The 16,541-nt window shown below is 33.9% G+C and carries 18 protein-coding genes and 1 riboswitch; of the genes, 14 read left to right on the top strand and 4 right to left on the bottom strand.

Going from position 1 to position 16,541, the window contains the following annotated elements:
* From ACIP9G_RS07205 to ACIP9G_RS07190, 4 genes are all read left to right on the top strand, one after another.
* A complete protein-coding gene (locus ACIP9G_RS07205) occupies positions 1–627 on the top strand; it encodes an SAR2788 family putative toxin (RefSeq protein ID WP_401018540.1) in 627 nt (208 codons plus the stop codon).
* Positions 603–1,097 (top strand): DUF7878 domain-containing protein, encoded by a 495-nt coding sequence (locus tag ACIP9G_RS07200; protein ID WP_172771045.1) that lies wholly within the window; start codon positions 603–605, stop codon positions 1,095–1,097. The genes ACIP9G_RS07205 and ACIP9G_RS07200 overlap by 25 nt, the downstream gene beginning before the upstream one ends.
* 411 nt (positions 1,098–1,508) lie before the next feature.
* The gene (locus tag ACIP9G_RS07195) at positions 1,509–1,958 is read left to right on the top strand and encodes a Dps family protein (protein WP_340824915.1); all 450 of its coding nucleotides are present in this window, start codon (positions 1,509–1,511) and stop codon (positions 1,956–1,958) included.
* A gap of 198 nt (positions 1,959–2,156) precedes the next feature.
* Entirely contained in the window at positions 2,157–2,663 is a 507-nt protein-coding gene (locus ACIP9G_RS07190) for a general stress protein (protein ID WP_340824913.1), read from the top strand.
* 142 nt (positions 2,664–2,805) lie between these two features.
* Here the strand turns inward: ACIP9G_RS07190 and ACIP9G_RS07185 are convergent, their stop codons facing one another.
* The gene (locus tag ACIP9G_RS07185; protein ID WP_401018538.1) at positions 2,806–3,705 is read right to left on the bottom strand and encodes a DMT family transporter; all 900 of its coding nucleotides are present in this window, start codon (positions 3,703–3,705) and stop codon (positions 2,806–2,808) included.
* Between the two features lie 134 nt (positions 3,706–3,839).
* Between ACIP9G_RS07185 and ACIP9G_RS07180 the strand changes: the two genes are divergently transcribed.
* The 3 genes from ACIP9G_RS07180 to ACIP9G_RS07170 all read left to right on the top strand — a co-directional run bounded on the left by ACIP9G_RS07180 (position 3,840) and on the right by ACIP9G_RS07170 (position 6,028).
* Positions 3,840–4,715 (top strand): LysR family transcriptional regulator, encoded by an 876-nt coding sequence (locus ACIP9G_RS07180; protein ID WP_340824911.1) that lies wholly within the window; start codon positions 3,840–3,842, stop codon positions 4,713–4,715.
* Positions 4,716–4,812: 97 nt separating this feature from the next.
* Positions 4,813–5,487 (top strand): phosphopantothenoylcysteine decarboxylase domain-containing protein, encoded by a 675-nt coding sequence (locus ACIP9G_RS07175; RefSeq protein ID WP_401018536.1) that lies wholly within the window; start codon positions 4,813–4,815, stop codon positions 5,485–5,487.
* A 215-nt stretch (positions 5,488–5,702) separates the two neighbouring features.
* A riboswitch (SAM riboswitch) is annotated at positions 5,703–5,800 on the top strand.
* A 72-nt stretch (positions 5,801–5,872) separates the two neighbouring features.
* On the top strand, positions 5,873–6,028 hold the full coding sequence (locus tag ACIP9G_RS07170) for a YezD family protein (protein WP_080653350.1): 156 nt from the start codon (positions 5,873–5,875) through the stop codon (positions 6,026–6,028).
* A gap of 212 nt (positions 6,029–6,240) precedes the next feature.
* Here ACIP9G_RS07170 and ACIP9G_RS07165 read toward each other — a convergent pair whose 3' ends face one another.
* Positions 6,241–6,729: a flavin reductase family protein gene (locus ACIP9G_RS07165; RefSeq protein ID WP_401018534.1), complete on the bottom strand. Its 489-nt coding sequence runs from the start codon at positions 6,727–6,729 to the stop codon at positions 6,241–6,243.
* 642 nt (positions 6,730–7,371) lie between these two features.
* Here ACIP9G_RS07165 and ACIP9G_RS07160 point away from each other — a divergent pair.
* Positions 7,372–7,911, top strand: coding sequence for a hypothetical protein (locus ACIP9G_RS07160; RefSeq protein ID WP_401018532.1), 540 nt, complete (start codon positions 7,372–7,374; stop codon positions 7,909–7,911).
* Between the two features lie 199 nt (positions 7,912–8,110).
* Here the strand turns inward: ACIP9G_RS07160 and ACIP9G_RS07155 are convergent, their stop codons facing one another.
* Together ACIP9G_RS07155 and ACIP9G_RS07150 are read right to left on the bottom strand one after the other, a co-directional pair.
* A complete protein-coding gene (locus ACIP9G_RS07155) occupies positions 8,111–9,268 on the bottom strand; it encodes an ABC transporter ATP-binding protein (RefSeq protein WP_401018531.1) in 1,158 nt (385 codons plus the stop codon).
* 104 nt (positions 9,269–9,372) lie between these two features.
* On the bottom strand, positions 9,373–10,275 hold the full coding sequence (locus ACIP9G_RS07150) for a PucR family transcriptional regulator (RefSeq protein WP_401018529.1): 903 nt from the start codon (positions 10,273–10,275) through the stop codon (positions 9,373–9,375).
* Between the two features lie 360 nt (positions 10,276–10,635).
* Between ACIP9G_RS07150 and ACIP9G_RS07145 the strand changes: the two genes are divergently transcribed.
* The 6 genes from ACIP9G_RS07145 (at position 10,636) to ACIP9G_RS07120 (ending at position 16,531) form a co-directional block, all read left to right on the top strand.
* Complete coding sequence (locus tag ACIP9G_RS07145; RefSeq protein ID WP_340824905.1) at positions 10,636–11,550, top strand: dihydrodipicolinate synthase family protein; 915 nt, start codon at positions 10,636–10,638, stop codon at positions 11,548–11,550.
* 142 nt (positions 11,551–11,692) lie between these two features.
* Positions 11,693–13,084 carry an ABC transporter substrate-binding protein gene (locus tag ACIP9G_RS07140; protein ID WP_340824904.1) on the top strand — a complete coding sequence of 464 codons (1,392 nt, stop codon included), beginning with the start codon at positions 11,693–11,695 and terminating at the stop codon, positions 13,082–13,084.
* A gap of 78 nt (positions 13,085–13,162) precedes the next feature.
* Positions 13,163–14,035 (top strand): carbohydrate ABC transporter permease, encoded by an 873-nt coding sequence (locus tag ACIP9G_RS07135; protein ID WP_340824902.1) that lies wholly within the window; start codon positions 13,163–13,165, stop codon positions 14,033–14,035.
* A 12-nt stretch (positions 14,036–14,047) separates the two neighbouring features.
* Positions 14,048–14,887, top strand: a complete 840-nt coding sequence (locus ACIP9G_RS07130) for a carbohydrate ABC transporter permease (protein ID WP_340824901.1) — start codon at positions 14,048–14,050, stop codon at positions 14,885–14,887.
* 27 nt (positions 14,888–14,914) lie between these two features.
* Complete coding sequence (locus tag ACIP9G_RS07125) at positions 14,915–15,610, top strand: N-acetylmannosamine-6-phosphate 2-epimerase (protein WP_340824900.1); 696 nt, start codon at positions 14,915–14,917, stop codon at positions 15,608–15,610.
* 27 nt (positions 15,611–15,637) lie between these two features.
* Positions 15,638–16,531, top strand: coding sequence for an ROK family protein (locus tag ACIP9G_RS07120; RefSeq protein ID WP_340824899.1), 894 nt, complete (start codon positions 15,638–15,640; stop codon positions 16,529–16,531).
* Positions 16,532–16,541 lie beyond the last annotated feature (10 nt).

Here is a 16,541-nt window from a genome sequence, read left to right as displayed (position 1 = left end):
ATGAATGAAATTGGAATAAGTTCGCATTTGATTTCAGAATATTTTGATTTTTATTCATATATGCATATAAACATTGATTCTGGTGAGATGTTTGTTAATTTAAAAGAAAATGGAAAAGACAGAGAGTATGATTTAATCTTTGTGGAAATCGAAGGAGAAAATTTCAAAGCACTTCTTGTAGATAAAGATACTGAAGAGGTATTCTTAATGAATACAATTGATGCAAATGCATCAGCAATTCTAGTTTTAGCTATTGTTATTCAACAAGGTGCAAGATGGGCCATTAAAAAGTATGGAGAAAAAGCACTTATAAGTGCTTTTGGAAAATATGCTCTAAGTAATGCAATAAAAAAATTGCCCAATTTCATTGTTAAAAATAAACATTTGAGTAGTAGTACTAGCAATTGGGCAAAATTTAATACTAACAGTCAGACAACTGCCAAAGGTTGGATAAAAGAAGCATTACAGAAAGCCTCGGTTTCAGATTTTGAAATAAATTATAATGATAAATTATCATTTAAGTTTGACGTAAATCTTAATAAAAAAATAGGTACAAAAGGTGAAACAAAAATAAGAATAGTGATAGGATATGATGGTAATATATGGACGGCATTTCCAGTAAAATAAAATTTGAATATGAATTTTTAAGTGAATCAGATGCCATTTCTAATAAAGATAAGAGAAATGTTTCGTTAATCTTGGGAGTAGAGGCTATCTTTAAAATTAAAATTAATGAAGCGTTATATTTTGAAGAAGAACTAGCTTTTTTAGAATTTTATAAGTCTCTGTATGTGTGGAAAGAACGTATCAAAGAAATTGAAAGGTTGGATTTCCATTATTATTCAGTAGAGTATGATGATTATAAAGATGGAGCGATTATTTCTTTGATACCTTTTTCTAATAAAGCTAGGTTAAAATCCATTTGGGCAAAATCTAATGTTTATAATGTTTTTGACTTAGATTATATTGTTAATGAATTTTTAGTTTTAGAGAAAAAACTTAAAGAAGATATTGAAAGCTATTTTAATATTGAATTAGGCAAGTTTATTAAACATATTCCATATAGTAAGCAGTTATACAAATTTGATATTGAGTGATTTGTCAATTCGATAACTTAAAAACAGTAGCCACCGATCAAATAAAATTGATAGGTGGTTTACTAGTTTAAAAATATCTTTTATTTATTGAATATTAAAACTAAACTAAATCATTTTCAGAAAGTTAATCGATAAAAGTTGCTTCCGAATCACTCCATTTATAATAAACCAATTTTAAATTATGTCCAATCATTTCAAATTCTTCATCACTAAAATAGGACGCTATTTTAAAATAATACTATTTGGCGTTCTGTTTATTAAATTCACCAAACTAATAGTGTATTGAGTATTAGGAGTTTAACTAGAAAATTTTTTTATTTTTTATTCTATTTAATCTGTCCAAACTTGACAGGTTTTATTAAGTTGTTGCATACTAAAAACCTAAAAATACTATAATTTGGAGGGGTAATGATGCCACAAGATTTAAACAAGGAATTGAATAAACTAGTAGCAACTTGGTCAGTACTGTATACGAAACTACATAACTATCATTGGTATGTAACCGGTAATGCCTTTTTTACACTCCATGCAAAATTTGAAGAATTATATAATGAAATTACAATAAACTTTGATGATACGGCAGAGCGTATACTGTCAAAAGGTGGAGAGCCGATTGCTACGTTAAAAGAATATCTCGAGCTATCACATGTTGAAGAAGCGACAGGTAAAGAAACTGCTGATGAAATGGTAGCAACGATTGTTTCAGACTTTGAAAAACAAATGCAAGCTATTCATCATGCTATGCAGCTAGCAGCAGAGGAAGGGGATGACCGTACTGAAGATTTATTAAATGGTATGTATTTATCCCTTGAAAAACATACTTGGATGTTGAAAGCCTTTCTTGATAAAAAATATGCATAATGAATATTGGCACTTGGAGTAAAGTTAATCGCTCCAAGTGCTTTTTTATACCGATTAATAAAATAAGACAAAAACGCAACAGAAAACAATATGATATGACAAATATTACAGTTATATAAAGGATGCATAAAAAGGGTTTTTTGTGAAAGGAGCAGGGTACATACATAGTAAGCCTTACAAAATTAGGAGGAATTGAACATGATGAATGAACAAAACCCAAAAATTGAAGTTGCACATACGAGAGAAGAGATGTTTCATATTTTAAAATGTATGCGCATGGAAGGTTATAACACAGATGAAATTCATATTATTTCTAGAGAAGCACACGAAATTGATGATGTAAAATCAAATGTTGATGTGAAAACACATGAGGCAGGTAACTGGTTTGACCAAATTAAATCATGGTTTACAGGTGAAACAGCTGTTACGGAAGGTTTAAAACGATTTGATCTGACAGAGGGGCAAACAGCTTATTACGCTCAGCTTGTTGAAGAAGGAGCCATCGTATTATATGCGGAGCATGATAATGTAAATCCTTCAACATCTACACTGATTGCAGATTCAAAACGCGCTCAACTTGACCCATTCGATACACATGTAACGCCACCTCAATCTATCGTTGATGAGACACCAGCACAACGCGAAGAGCGACTAAAAGCTGAAGAGCAAATGAATGAAGCTGAACAAATGAGAAGATATTTATAAAGGATTTAACTAGCTTGCAAACAAGTGAAAAGTGAAATGGTATGCACTCCATTTCACTTTTTGCTGTTTTTTTATTACAGTGTCCGTTGAAGCGTTAAATAAAAAAGACCCTGAGAAATTACATTTCAGGGTCTTCGTATAATTAATGCATCACTTTTTCTTGTTCATGTTTTCGCATAAATCGAAGAACATGAAGTTGCTCTAATTGAGCGACAAGATTACCAATTAAAATAAAGCTTCCACCGATAAGTAATTTTACCGTTAGTCCTTCGCCGATGAACATCATCGCAAACATCGCTGCGAAAATAGGTTCTAATGAGAAAATTAGTCCTGTATGTGTAGCAGAAGTGTACTGTTGTGCAACAGTTTGGCCAACGAAGCAAAATGCACTACAGATAATACCAAGCCCTAAAATCGCAATCCATGAAGTAGTTGAATTCGGAAGTGTTGGTGCTTCAAAAAGTAGTGTTAAAACAAGCGCATAAATTCCAGCAAAACCGAGCTGGTAAATACCATAAGAAATCGATTCTACGCTACGTGTAAAATGACCGTTTAACAGTAAATAAATCGAATAACATAATGCCGCGATTGCAACTAATATATCGCCCATTTGAAATGTAAAAGATTGTTGAATAGTTAATACTGTAATACCAATCATCGTGCAAATAATTGCAAAACTTACTGCTTTTGATGGCAACTTTTTCTCGATAAAGCTACTGAAAATGGGCACTAAGACTACTGTAAGGCTTAAAATAAATCCTGCATTTGAAACAGAAGTTGTCTCTAATCCAAATAAGCTAAGTGCAAAGACAATGAATAACAGAAAACCTTGAATAGCTGCGTATTTCAATGTTTTGAAATTGACCTTTATCATACGTTTATAAAAAATAATGCCTGCTGCCAAAAATGCGATGATACAGCGTAACGCTACCACATTAAATACAGCTAATGTTTCAAGTCCCATTACCATAAACGTATAAGACAATCCCCAAAACATTGTAACTATGACCATTAATAAATTTGCTTTCCCTTGATTACTCATTATGCACCTTCTATCTCTGTGTACTAAAACAGTTTCATACTAAAATTTACTATATATCTTGTATTGTGATTAGTAAAACGAATGTTTATAATGATTAGTATTAAAAAAATTCATGTATATATGAGGGAATGTGAATGAGTTTAGTCAAATATGAGATTTTAAATAAAGTTGCAGAAGTTTCAAGCTTTACGAAAGCGGCTGACGCTCTTGGATTAACCCAATCGGCAGTTAGTCATGCTGTTTCCAGCTTAGAGAAAGAATGTGGATTTGCCCTTATTCATCGAAGTCGAACAGGTGTGACATTAACGAGCGAGGGACAAACAATGCTTCGGGCTATGCGAAATGTTCTTGATGCGGACGAATTATTACAACAAGAAGCGGCCCATATTCTTGGTGTAACTAGAGGGAAATTGCGAATAGGTGTTATTTCTAGTATTTCTTCCAACTGGATGCCAGAAATTATCCGTATTATGGACAATCAGTTTCCAGGTATACAAGTAGAGTTACGTGAAGGGGACTATTATGAAATTGAACAGTGGCTACAAAGTGGTGAAGTTGATGCTGGTTTTCTTAATGGTCAAAAATCGGAGCAATTTCAATTTATCGAATTGGTCCAAGACCCCCTTTTATGTATAGTGTCTGATCAAAGCTCTCTCTATAATCGTTCAGAAATTGATATTACTGAACTAGAAGACATGCCTTTTATAATGACATCGTATCGAGGAACTAATGATGTAAAAGTAATTTTAGAGCAGTACCATGTTAAACCGAATATTCGATTTGAGCTATCGGAGGAGGTTGGGATTATTTCGATGATTTCACACCATTTAGGCATTACTATTTTACCTCGATTAGTGATTAACCGATTACCGTCCTCATTAAGGGCTATCCCACTAAAGCAAGGTGGTTATCGTACGATAGGGCTAGCCATGAAACATCAAGCCTCACCGGTAACGAAAAAGTTTGCGGAAATTTTAAGTGTGTGGCTAAAAGAACAAAATAAGAAATAGGTTATTTAAGCTTTTTACGTTAAAATAGAACATGTAGATTGCTTATTAATTTGTTATTTTTCAAAAATGATAGTTTGAAAAGAAAAGGTGAGTGTGAGTGGGGACATTACAAGGAAAAACCGTACTCATTACAAGTGGGGGAACACTTGAAAAATGGGATCGTGTGCGAGGGCATACGAATTTATCGAAGGGGTCAATGGGCTGTTATTTGGCTGAAGCAGCTCTTGCCGAAGGTGCAGACGTCATCTATATGCATGGCTATTTTGCACAATTACCGATTAATCAAGATAAAATGCGTACAGTACGCTTTGAAGGTATTGAAGATTTAAGTGACAAGGTTCGTCATGCTGTACAAAATGAACAAGTAGACATCGTTATTATGGCAGCTGCAGGCTCTGATTGGGTCATTGATAAAGTATACGATCAATCGGGGAATTTAATGGAAGGTGCAGGGAAGATGCCGTCTGACGAGCCCCCTGTTATTCACTTTAAAAAAGCACCAAAAGTGTTAGGGCAAATAAAGGGTTGGCAGCCAAATGTCACTTTAGTAGGATTTAAGCTAGAGGCAACGGACGATGAGGAGTTTTTACTGTCCCGTGCACGTCTTCGTATGGAAACAGCCAATGCACAGTTGATGGTTGCCAATAGTTCACAATCTTTATATGGCGGACAAGAGCCACATTGGATTGTACCTGCACAAGGACAACCTATCAAAGTCATTGGTAAACAAGAAACGGCAAAAGTGTTAATGGAATACTTACAAAACGAATAAAGAGCAGCTGTGTAGAATATATAATTCTGCACAGCTTTTTTATGTTTTGAACATTCATACTAATGCTTTCAAGATCTTAAGATTGGAATTTAAGAAAATTTAGAGCAATAAAAATGTACCTTTTCTCTCTATTGCATAGTATTCGACTAGGTTTTATAATATTTATATTGACAATAGGTTTTCTGAATTATAGAATTATTTCCAAGAAACGTAAACTCTTATCGCGAGAGGTCTGGAGGAATGAGGCATAATGAAGTCTCGGCAACTGAGTTAATCGGTGCCAACTCCAGCAAAGTTATCTGAGAGATAAGGGGAGGCATCAAATCGTCTTGATGCGTGGATCTCTTTTATACACAAAAGTATGAAAAAAGAAGGGGTGTATCGTATGTCTCAACTGTCTAAGATTGATGATAAGAAATTAGAAGTTATTGCGAAGGCTATTCAAAATTTAGAATTTGGTGAAGTGCAAATTACAATTCAAGATGGAGTTATTGTCCAAATTAATCGACTGGAAAAACAAAGATTTCCTCAAAAAAAGTAAAGCTTTAAAAGAAGCATAGAAATTAACTCGGGACCAAATTTTAAGCTTATTGTCGCCACATAGTGTCCTGAGTTAATGTGCAACATTCATGCACTTGATTCATGTTCCAATATTGTACGCATGTGCAGATTGTTCGTAATGCAAAATATTATTAACGTACAAACAAAAAAAGTAGGCATCTCAAAATAAAATTTGAAATACCTACTTTTTTATTATTCGTAAAAACTCGTTGGGATTTGACCAATATGCCTACGATGATAAAGCAATGGCTCCTTCTGCGCATTATCAATTTCTAAAATATGACCAATGAAAATCGTATGGTCTCCTGCATCGATTTTTTTATATGTTTCGCATTGCAGCGTAGCTAAAGTATCATGTAATATTGGCAAACCATGTAAAGAATTAGACCATTTTACTTGCGCAAATCGGTCAGGGATTTTGCTTGAAAATACCGTACATAATTGTGTTTGATCGTTCGCTAAAATATTTACCGCAAATTTGTCCGTATTACTAAAAAGTGGATGCAGCTGCGATTTTTTGTCCAATGACCATAGGATAAGGAGCGGATCTATGGAAACAGATGCAAAGGAATTGACCGTTAAGCCAATCGGTTCATTCACATCATTGTAAGCTGTGACAACTGTGACACCTGTTGGATAATTACCTAAAGCCTGTTTAAAAGCAGTTACTTTGTCCGTCATACAATCACCTCTTATTATTTTATGGAGAATACGGGTTGTTTGTTCTTGTAGCATTTTTTCTGGTGCTATTATGGATAGCCTACAAAATAATCCAGCAACTGTAAAGCTGATTAATAACGATTATTTTAAAAAAATCATCAATTGAAAGGATTTTTTTTATGCTTTTTAAAGCTGATTATTACCTGGATATCCAGACTTCTACTTTATATTGTATCTTTAGTCATTAGTGTCAGTAGCAGTTATAGAGCCGGATGGAGATATTAAAGGGATAGATTATTTAGTTAAAATATCTAGTTTTTAAGAGGGGAATGACTTTAACGTTAAAATTTATTTAAAATTGATAGAGAAAAAAATGTATGGTAAAATCTAAGCAAAAATTTTTATCGTTAATATTCTGCATAACGGAACTATTTTTACTTTAATAAAAATAGCTTGATTTATTGATACTTTGCCTATTGAATGAGTTAAGTATTTTCAAATTACTTATGCCTAGGAGGTAGTTAGTGTTAATCGGTTGAAGGTTGTTAAATGTATTCCATCAGGACCATTATGAAATAAATGGTATACCAATACTCACGTACTAGGGATTAAAGATGGGCATATTAGACAACTATATCCAAAAAACTAATGTGAGGTGAATATATGATGGAAGTAGTAACAATTAATGAATTTGTTGTAAAAAGAATTATCGACGATTTGGAAGATGCAGTCAACAATCCTGATAAATATACGATAAGCATAAACGATAATTGGGATGAATTTGTTTCTTTTATCAATAACACTCAAAATAAATATATAGAAGAAGACGGTCTTCTTAGACTTGATGGTGGGTTATCGATTAAATGCTATAATAAAGAAATTTTAGGTGTTCGATATTGGGACTATCTCCCTGAGCTATGGGGATATATTGTCAATGTGATTGAAGATTACTTAGAGGACGGCATTGGGAAAAGTTATTTTCCTGATCAACCAGTTAAAATACAATTAAAGCAATTAAAAAATAAAAAAGTACAATTTTTATTTGATAACGACGATCATGTGTTAGAATTTGAACAAAAAATGCTATTAGGTATCTTTTTAAATCGTGCTGAAGTCTTTTTTACTGTTCTTGTAAAAGAACTTGATTTGACTAAATATAGCTACGAAATTGAAAAAATTCAAAAATTAAAAACCCGGATATGAATCAATTTATATTGAGTGCAACTAATCAAAAAGTGTTAGATTGATTGAATCAATCTAACACTTTTTCTATACCGTTGATGTCCGCTGCGGCGGTGTTTTCCGCTCAGCACAGTAAGCCATAACCCTCGCTATTGTGCAGAGTGCCTCCGCCTTTCATTGTGTGCTGTTATGAACAGGAGTCACCAACTTCGCTACCATCTTAGCCAACAACAACAGGCTTTTCAGTGCCTTCGTTGCCTTTGTTTTGTCCACTATTACCTGGAATAATACGATCTTCAGTTTCTTTATCGAAGAAGTGTACTTTATTCATATCCAATGCCAGTGGCAATACTTGGCCTGGTTTAGCAGTGGCATTGGAATCTACACGTGCAATAAATTGATGACCTTCGATTTGTGAATAGAGCATAATCTCTGCGCCCATTAATTCAGCTACTTCAATTGTTACATCGACTCTTGAACCTGGAGTTGATTCGATAAATGCTTGTTCATCGTGGAAATCTTCAGGACGAATACCCATAATAACTTCTTTATTGTTATAGCCTTGCGCAAGTAAGTCTTTCATTCTTTCTTGTGGCACAGTAATGGACGTATTCCTAATGTGGAATTTGCCATCTGTAAGTGTACCCGTAAAGAAGTTCATAGCAGGGGAGCCGATAAAGCCGCCGACAAATACATTATTCGGTTGCTCATACACTTCTTTTGGTGCACCTACTTGTTGAATAATGCCATCTTTCATAACAACGAGGCGAGTAGCCATTGTCATGGCTTCTGTTTGGTCATGTGTAACGTATATTGTTGTCGTTTGTAAACGTTGATGAAGCTTTGTAATTTCAGCTCGCATTTGTACGCGAAGTTTCGCATCCAAGTTTGATAAAGGCTCATCCATTAAAAAGACTTTTGCATCACGCACGATGGCACGTCCTAAAGCGACACGTTGACGTTGACCACCTGAAAGTGCTTTCGGTTTACGATTTAAGTATTCTTCCAGCCCTAAGATACGCGCTGCCTCGTTCACGCGGCGATTAATTTCATCTTTCGGTAATTTGCGCAGCTTTAAGCCAAATGCCATATTTTCAAATACGCTCATATGTGGGTATAAGGCATAGTTTTGGAATACCATGGCGATATCGCGATCTTTAGGCGCCACATCATTCATTCGCTTTCCATCAATGATTAAATCTCCTTGTGAGATTTCCTCTAGACCGGCAACCATACGTAATGTAGTAGATTTACCACAACCTGAAGGACCTACGAAAACAATAAATTCCTTATCTTCAATATCAAGATTGAAATCCTTTACTGCTGTGACATTTTTGTCATAGATCTTAAAAATATGTTGTAATTTTAATTCAGCCAATTTCGCCATCTCCCTTATGTAAGTGTTTTTTTAGAGTATAAGAGAAAAATATGTAAAATGTATACGTATACATTACACAAAACATGTTTGGGCACATTGTACAACTATTGATAATTTTCTGATTTCAACAGTATCATTGCAAGAGAAACAAAAGTAGCGTTTGCAAAGGACCGAATATCTATACCAGTGTTTTCAATAAATTTGTCCAATCGATATTGCAGGCTATTGCGATGGATATAGAGCTTTTTTGCAGTTAAAGAAGCATTTAAATTACATTGCAAAAAAACTTGAATAGTATGAAGCATTTCTTGCCCTTCAATACTTTCTACAAAAAGATCGGACAGTATATCTTTTTTTACAAACGATGGTGAATGAATCATCAATAATGGTAAAGCTTCGTAAAATGTAATGGTCTTTTCACGATTTGCATAACGATGAATTGTGTTAAAGCATTTGAATTCATGGTCAAATTTTTCTTTCAATAAATAATTTGCTTGATGTAGTTGACCGATATAACTATAAATTTCAACAAAAAAATCACTAGTGAATGTATCACTTAGCTGATTAAACGACTCTTGATCGAAAACTACTTGTGGCTTTTCATCTATTATCATACCTTGTGTGTCATTGATCATTAAAATGATTGGTTGCTGAAATCCACCAGTAATCGCTTCTTTAAAGTTGTTAAAATCATCAATTGGTTGTTTCAGATAGAAATAAAAAAAGCGTAATGTTTTTACATCTTGTAAAAACGGTACCTCTTTTGCATCATTAAATAAAAAATCATACCACTTCTGCTGAATATTCGAATTATTTTGTTCGATAGTAAGATGCTCAACGGGAAGGAATAAAGTTTTTAATAGATTGTGTTCTGAATTGGAAAGGGCTGTTTTGCTAATCCCAAATTTCCTGCCATCTTCTGTTTGGAACCAATATCGATTATTATCTTGCGCATTATATGTAGTCGTAAAAGCTGTTTGAAAAAGATTTTCTAGTTTTTCAAGCATTTGTTTCTCCTTTTTAGACTGATTGTAAACAATTTTCAGCCTTACTGTAAAATAATATCGCCAATCATTATTTAATTGTCTTGATGAGAAGCGCTACATAACAGCTGTATTATGTTATTTAAAGTAGCAATTATAAGGTAATTCTTTTTTTATGCATACAAAAGGTGAAATTTTTCTCCAAAAAATAAAAAAATAAAGAAAATTATTTACATTTTATTTTGAATTGTTATAATATTAATTGTAAGCGTTAACAGTTGGTGGTTTAGATTAAGGTCATGCATTGCTTACGAAGTACAGTAATTTTTTCGTGATGTTATGTCACATAAGGTTTTATTAAAATTAATTAGGTGGTGTTCAAAGTTGAATTTAGAAAAATATAAAGGTATCATTCCTGCTTTTTATGCTTGTTATGATGATCAAGGGGAAATATCTGAGAACCGCACAAAAGAACTTTGCGACTATTTATTCAACAAAGGCGTTAAAGGGCTTTATGTTGGTGGAAGTTCAGGGGAATGTATTTATCACAACCTTGAAGAAAGAAAAGCAACACTAAAATATGTGGCAGAACATGTAAAAGGGAAGCTCACGTTAATCGCTCATGTTGGGGCACCATCGACAAGGGATAGTGTGATTTTAGCAAAATATGCTGAGGAGTTAGGCTATGATGCTGTCTCTGCTATTCCACCTATTTACTTTAAGTTTTCTGAAAGTTCAGTTTATAAATACTGGACTGAAATTATGGATGCAACGAATATGCCATTTATTATTTACAATATCCCGCAAACAACAGGGTTTGATCTTTCAATTAATCTATTTAAGAAATTATTAGAAAATAAGAAAGTGATAGGCGTAAAAAATTCTTCGATGCCAGTTATGGATATTGAAAGATTTAAGTCTACTGCAGGTGAAGATTTTATTGTATTTAATGGACCTGATGAACAATATGTTTCAGGCAGAGTAATTGGTGCAGATAGTGGGATTGGTGGAACATATGGCGCGATGCCAGAACTTTTTATCAAGGCAGAGGAATTTGTATCAAATGGGGATTTCGCAAATGCGAGAAAAATTCAGCATGATATTAATGATATTATCGTTGCTTTATGTTCATTAAATGGTTCCATGTATTCGACGATTAAAGAAGTTTTAAAATTAAATGGGGTTACAATTGGCAGTGTCAGAGGACCATTAGAGCCAGTATCTGGTGAGGATTTAAATAAAGTAGCAGGCATTAAGGCGTTAATCGATCAAACAATATTAAAGTACAAAGAGAGCTAATAAGAGATTCGAAGTTTTGAAATTCTCAAAGGAATGCGGGTATTGTTGCACATTAGGAGGGAGGACACAAGCCTATTATAAGGCTTGTCTTTCATAAAGGTAATTTTAATTTGTAAATTAAATTATTAAGGGGGAGTAGTTTATGTTTAAAAGGCGTTATCTAACAACCGCAATAGCAATTTTGTTTGTACTCTCAGTGCTAGCAGGTTGTACAAGTAATTCTACAGATAGTTCTAAATCTAGTTCTTCTGATGAGGTAGAACTAAAAGTTTGGTTAACTCCACAGTGGAAAGGTGTTTTGGATTCTTCTGAAGATGGAGCAGATTATGATAGCTTTTTCAAACATGCAGGGGAGCGATTTGCTGCTGAGTATAAGGACCACAAAGTAAAGGTTAATGTAGAAGTTATTGCAGGTGATCAACGTGATGAGCTATTAAACGTAAGTCTTAATGGTGGAACACCTCCAGATGTATTTTTTGAAAGTGTGTTTGCAATGGGCGACTATGCTCATAGAGGTGCTTTAGTACCGTTAAATGATATCGTTGATGATGAATCGAAAAAAGATATTGCACAAGGTTATTGGGATAGCGTGACATTTGGTGATGATGTGTACTTCTTCCCATTCTCACATAACCCAGGTACTTTAACTTACAACGCAGATATGTTTAAAGCTGCTGGACTAGATGAGTATATTGGTGGAGAGCATGAAATCAAAACTTGGACTCTAGCTGACTATGAAAAAATTCTAAACAAGTTAAAAACAGATTTACCGAAAGATAAATATTCAAATGCGTATCCAATGGGATTATACGCGCTAAATAATCAAGGTGATACTTGGAATCTTGCTTATTTAAGAATGTTTGGCAATAAGTTCTTTGATAACAATGGAAATTTAATCATTGATGACGCAAGTGGTGTGAAAGCTGCAAATTGGTTAAAGAAAATTTATGATGAGGGCTTAACAAACCCAGGTGCAGAATCCGTTTCTTCAAACGATGTGAACGCGATGTTCCAAAATCAACAGCTTGCAATTAGTTTTACAAACGCAATTTTATTCAATAATGCAATGGCTGATATGGAAAGTGGAAAAGCGCCTAAGTTTGATATAAGACTGGCTAATATTCCTTCTGAGAGCGGGGACCCATTAACATTTACTTATGTAACAGGTGCAGCCGTTTTTGATACAAAAGACGAAACAAGAATTAAAATTAGTAAGGATTTCGTGAAATTTATTTCTACAGATCCTGAACTTGTGAAGGCATCTAAAAATGGCGTACCAGTTAGAACAACTGTTGCTGATGAGTTTAAATCAGAAAAACCTTACTTTGAGGCGTATTCTGCTAATGATCCGTACATGTTTAATTTCACTGGAAATGTACCTGGATACAGCCAATTAAGACAAGTTTTATATCCAGAATTACAAGCTTTATATACTGGTGGTAAAACGGCAGATGAGGCTGTGAAAAATTACCAAACGAATGGTAATAAAGTTATAGAGGAATCGAAAGTAGACTCTGTAATTTATAATAAATAGCTCTCCGCGTATATAACTTTACAACAATTTAAGCCCCTTTATTTTGGGGCTTAAATTGTAGAAAGGTAAATGATACCGATGAAAATCAATAAAAAATCTTTTAAAGAAAATATGACAGGATACTTGTTTATTGGACCTCAAATATTACTTTTTTTAGTATTTTTAGTTTACCCTATCATTGAAGGGATTCGTTTAAGTTTATTTAAGATTAACTATCAGAATGAAATATTTGTTGGGTTTGAAAACTATCGAAAATTATTTAGTGATCCTGTTTTCGTGCAATCTACAATCAACACCATTATTTTTGTTGTTTTCATTGTGGCATTAACAGTAATTTTCGCTCTGTTTGTTGCCTCTACTGTTTTTGATAAAAATGCAAAATATGTGTCCTTCATACAAGGAGCATATTATATTCCGGTCATGGTTTCGATGGTTGTTATGAGTATGATTTGGAGTTTTTTGCTAAATCCAGCAAATGGACTTATACCATTTTTAGCGAGAAAAATGGAAACCTCAGTCAATTTTTTAGGGGATACACATTGGGTACTGCCTGTAATTATTTTCGTAACCTTTGCGACAAATGTAGGGCAGGCAATCATTCTTTATATTGCTTCAATGATTGGAGTGCAAAAGGAACTTTTTGAAGCAGCAGAAGTCGATGGTGCAAGCCGAATGAAAATAATATTTAAGATTATTATCCCAATGGTAAAACCAACAACGATTTACATTATTATTATGAACATTATTGCTGTACTCAAAATATTTGTCGTAATACAGCTATTAACAGGTGGGGGTCCAAACAACGCCTCTACGACACTTATGTATTACTTATATAATAATGCATTTAAGTATAATCAGCTTGGTATTGCTTCTGCAGTAGGTGTAATTATGTTCCTCATTACATTAGTGTTATCTACTCCACAGCTAAGAGCTATGTTTAAGAAGGATTAGAGGTGAATGAGTATGTTAAGAAATAAGAACAAGAGGAAAAGAGAAAAAATAGAAATTATAACAAACTGCATTGTTATATTTTTCGCTGTTTTAAGTCTTTTCCCATTATATTGGCTTGTGACGAGTTCTTTAAAGAACAGTGCTGATGTTGTGAAGATGCCACCAGATTGGTTTCCTAAAAGCTTAAACTTTAGTAACTATGTGGATGTGTTTAATAATCAGCCTGCTCTAACGTGGACGTATAATAGTTTATTTGTAGCGCTGATGTCTACATTTGCATTAATTGTTGTTAGTTCCCTTGCAGCTTATGCATTTTCACAGCTGAAATTTAAAGGGAAAAATGTTATTTTCATTATTTTTATTTCAAGTTTAATGATTCCAAAAGAAGTTATGATTGTTCCACTGTTTAGAATTATTCAAGACTTAAATATGGTAAATACGTTAAGTGGTATGATTTGGCCTAATGTAGCAACAGCATTTGGCGTTTTTTTACTAAAAGGATTTTTTGATACAATTCCTGATTCTTTAAGAGAAGCCGCAAAAATCGATGGTGCCAGCGAATTTCGTATATTTTATAAAATCATGCTGCCACTAGTTAAACCGGGTATTGGTGCGTTATTTATTCTTAATTTTGTTCAGGTTTGGAATGATTACTTATGGCAACTCGTTGTAGGCCAAGATGTTAACTCAAAAACACTAATGGTAGGTATTGCAACCTTAATGCAAGACTTAAATCCAAACTTTGCTTATAAGATGGCGGGTGCTACTGTAGCAGCAATTCCTATGCTACTAATATTTATTTTCTTCCAGAAGTATTTTACAAAAGGAATTACGATTGGGGCAGATAAGTAATATGATTATCCATGGAGATGTATGCAAATGAATAAAAAACAGAAAGTTTTTGAAAATATTAAAAGACAACTGATTGTTTCATGTCAGGCACTTCCAGAAGAACCTCTACACAGCTCTTTTATTATGGGGAAAATGGCTTATGCAGCGATGCTTGGAGGGGCTAAGGGAATTAGAGCAAATAGTATTGAAGATATTAGAGAAATAAAGAGTATGGTTGACCTACCCATTATTGGCATTATTAAAAAGTCATCTGACGAATCGGATGTGTGTATTACACCGACTGCTAAAGAGGTCGAATTGCTTTACAAGGAGGGGGTAGATATTATCGCTCTTGATGCCACAAAAAGACTTAGACCTGACGGCACTACAATAAGTGAAATATTCCCTGAAATTAGACAGAAGTATAAAGATCAGATTTTTATGGCGGATTGCTCTACTTATGAAGAGGCTAAAGAGGCGTATGAATTAGGGTTTGATTGCTTAGGTACAACATTGAGCGGTTATACAGAATATACAAATGATAAAAAATTACCCGATTTAGAGTTGATTAAAAGACTAATCCAAAGTTTCCCTATTCCTGTCATTGCTGAAGGCGGCATTTGGACTCCCGACGAACTAAAGCGCGTTTTTGATCTTGGCGTTCATACAGCAGTTGTTGGTACTGCTATTACAAGACCGATGGAAATTACTAAAAGATTTGTTAGTGCGATTCAATCAGTATAAAGTAAATTAGATAGTCAGGCTAAAGGGATGATTGAAGTGAAGATATTAGCAGCTGATATTGGCGGTACATCGATAAAAGTTGGCATGTCTGATGAAAATGGGCAAATAGAAGTATTTAAAGAATATGATACAGAAAGTAAAAAAGGTGGAAAGTATTTAGTTGAAAAACTAATTAAGATAATAAATGAGTATCAGGGCTTTCATGCAATAGGTATTAGCACAGCAGGACAGGTAAATAGTACAGATGGATCTATAATTTATGCTAATGATAATATTCCAAATTATACTGGTACTCAACTAAAGGCTATCCTTGAAAAACAATTTAAAGTTCCTGTTAAAGTTGAAAATGATGTCAACGCAGCTGCATTAGGAGAAAAGTATTTTGGTGCTGCAAAGAACTATAAAGATTTTCTTTGTATAACATATGGTACGGGTATTGGGGGTGCCATAATAATAGACTCTAAAATATATAAAGGTCATAATGGATTGGCAGCAGAATTTGGGCATGTTATTACCCATCCATTCGGTGAAAATTGTAACTGTGGTAAGAATGGATGCTATGAATCGTATGCATCTACAACCTCTTTAATAAAAAGAGCACAGGAAGTAAACGCTGACTTTATAAATGGTAGAGTCATTTTCGAAAGAATGCTTCAAGGAGATAAAAGTTTAGAAAAAGTTCTTCAGGATTGGATTTTAGAAGTAGCATTTGGGTTAGCTTCCTTCATTCACATTTTTAATCCACAAGCGATTATTATAGGTGGTGGTGTAATGGAGCAAGAAAATCTCGTCAACAATATAGCGGATAAAGTTAAATTGTTAACGATGGAGAGTTTCTCGGATGTAAAAATCATGAAAGCCTCACTTGGAAATAAAGCTGGCATTCTTGGCGCAGTATCACTTCATTTAAGAGGCGATTAATAGAAGGAGT

Source organism: Lysinibacillus sp. NPDC093197 (genome assembly GCF_044754025.1).
In the GTDB taxonomy this organism is placed as follows: Bacteria; Bacillota; Bacilli; order Bacillales_A; family Planococcaceae; genus Lysinibacillus.
Note: the sequence above shows the minus strand (reverse complement) of the source record. Positions and strands in the feature narration are given on the sequence as shown.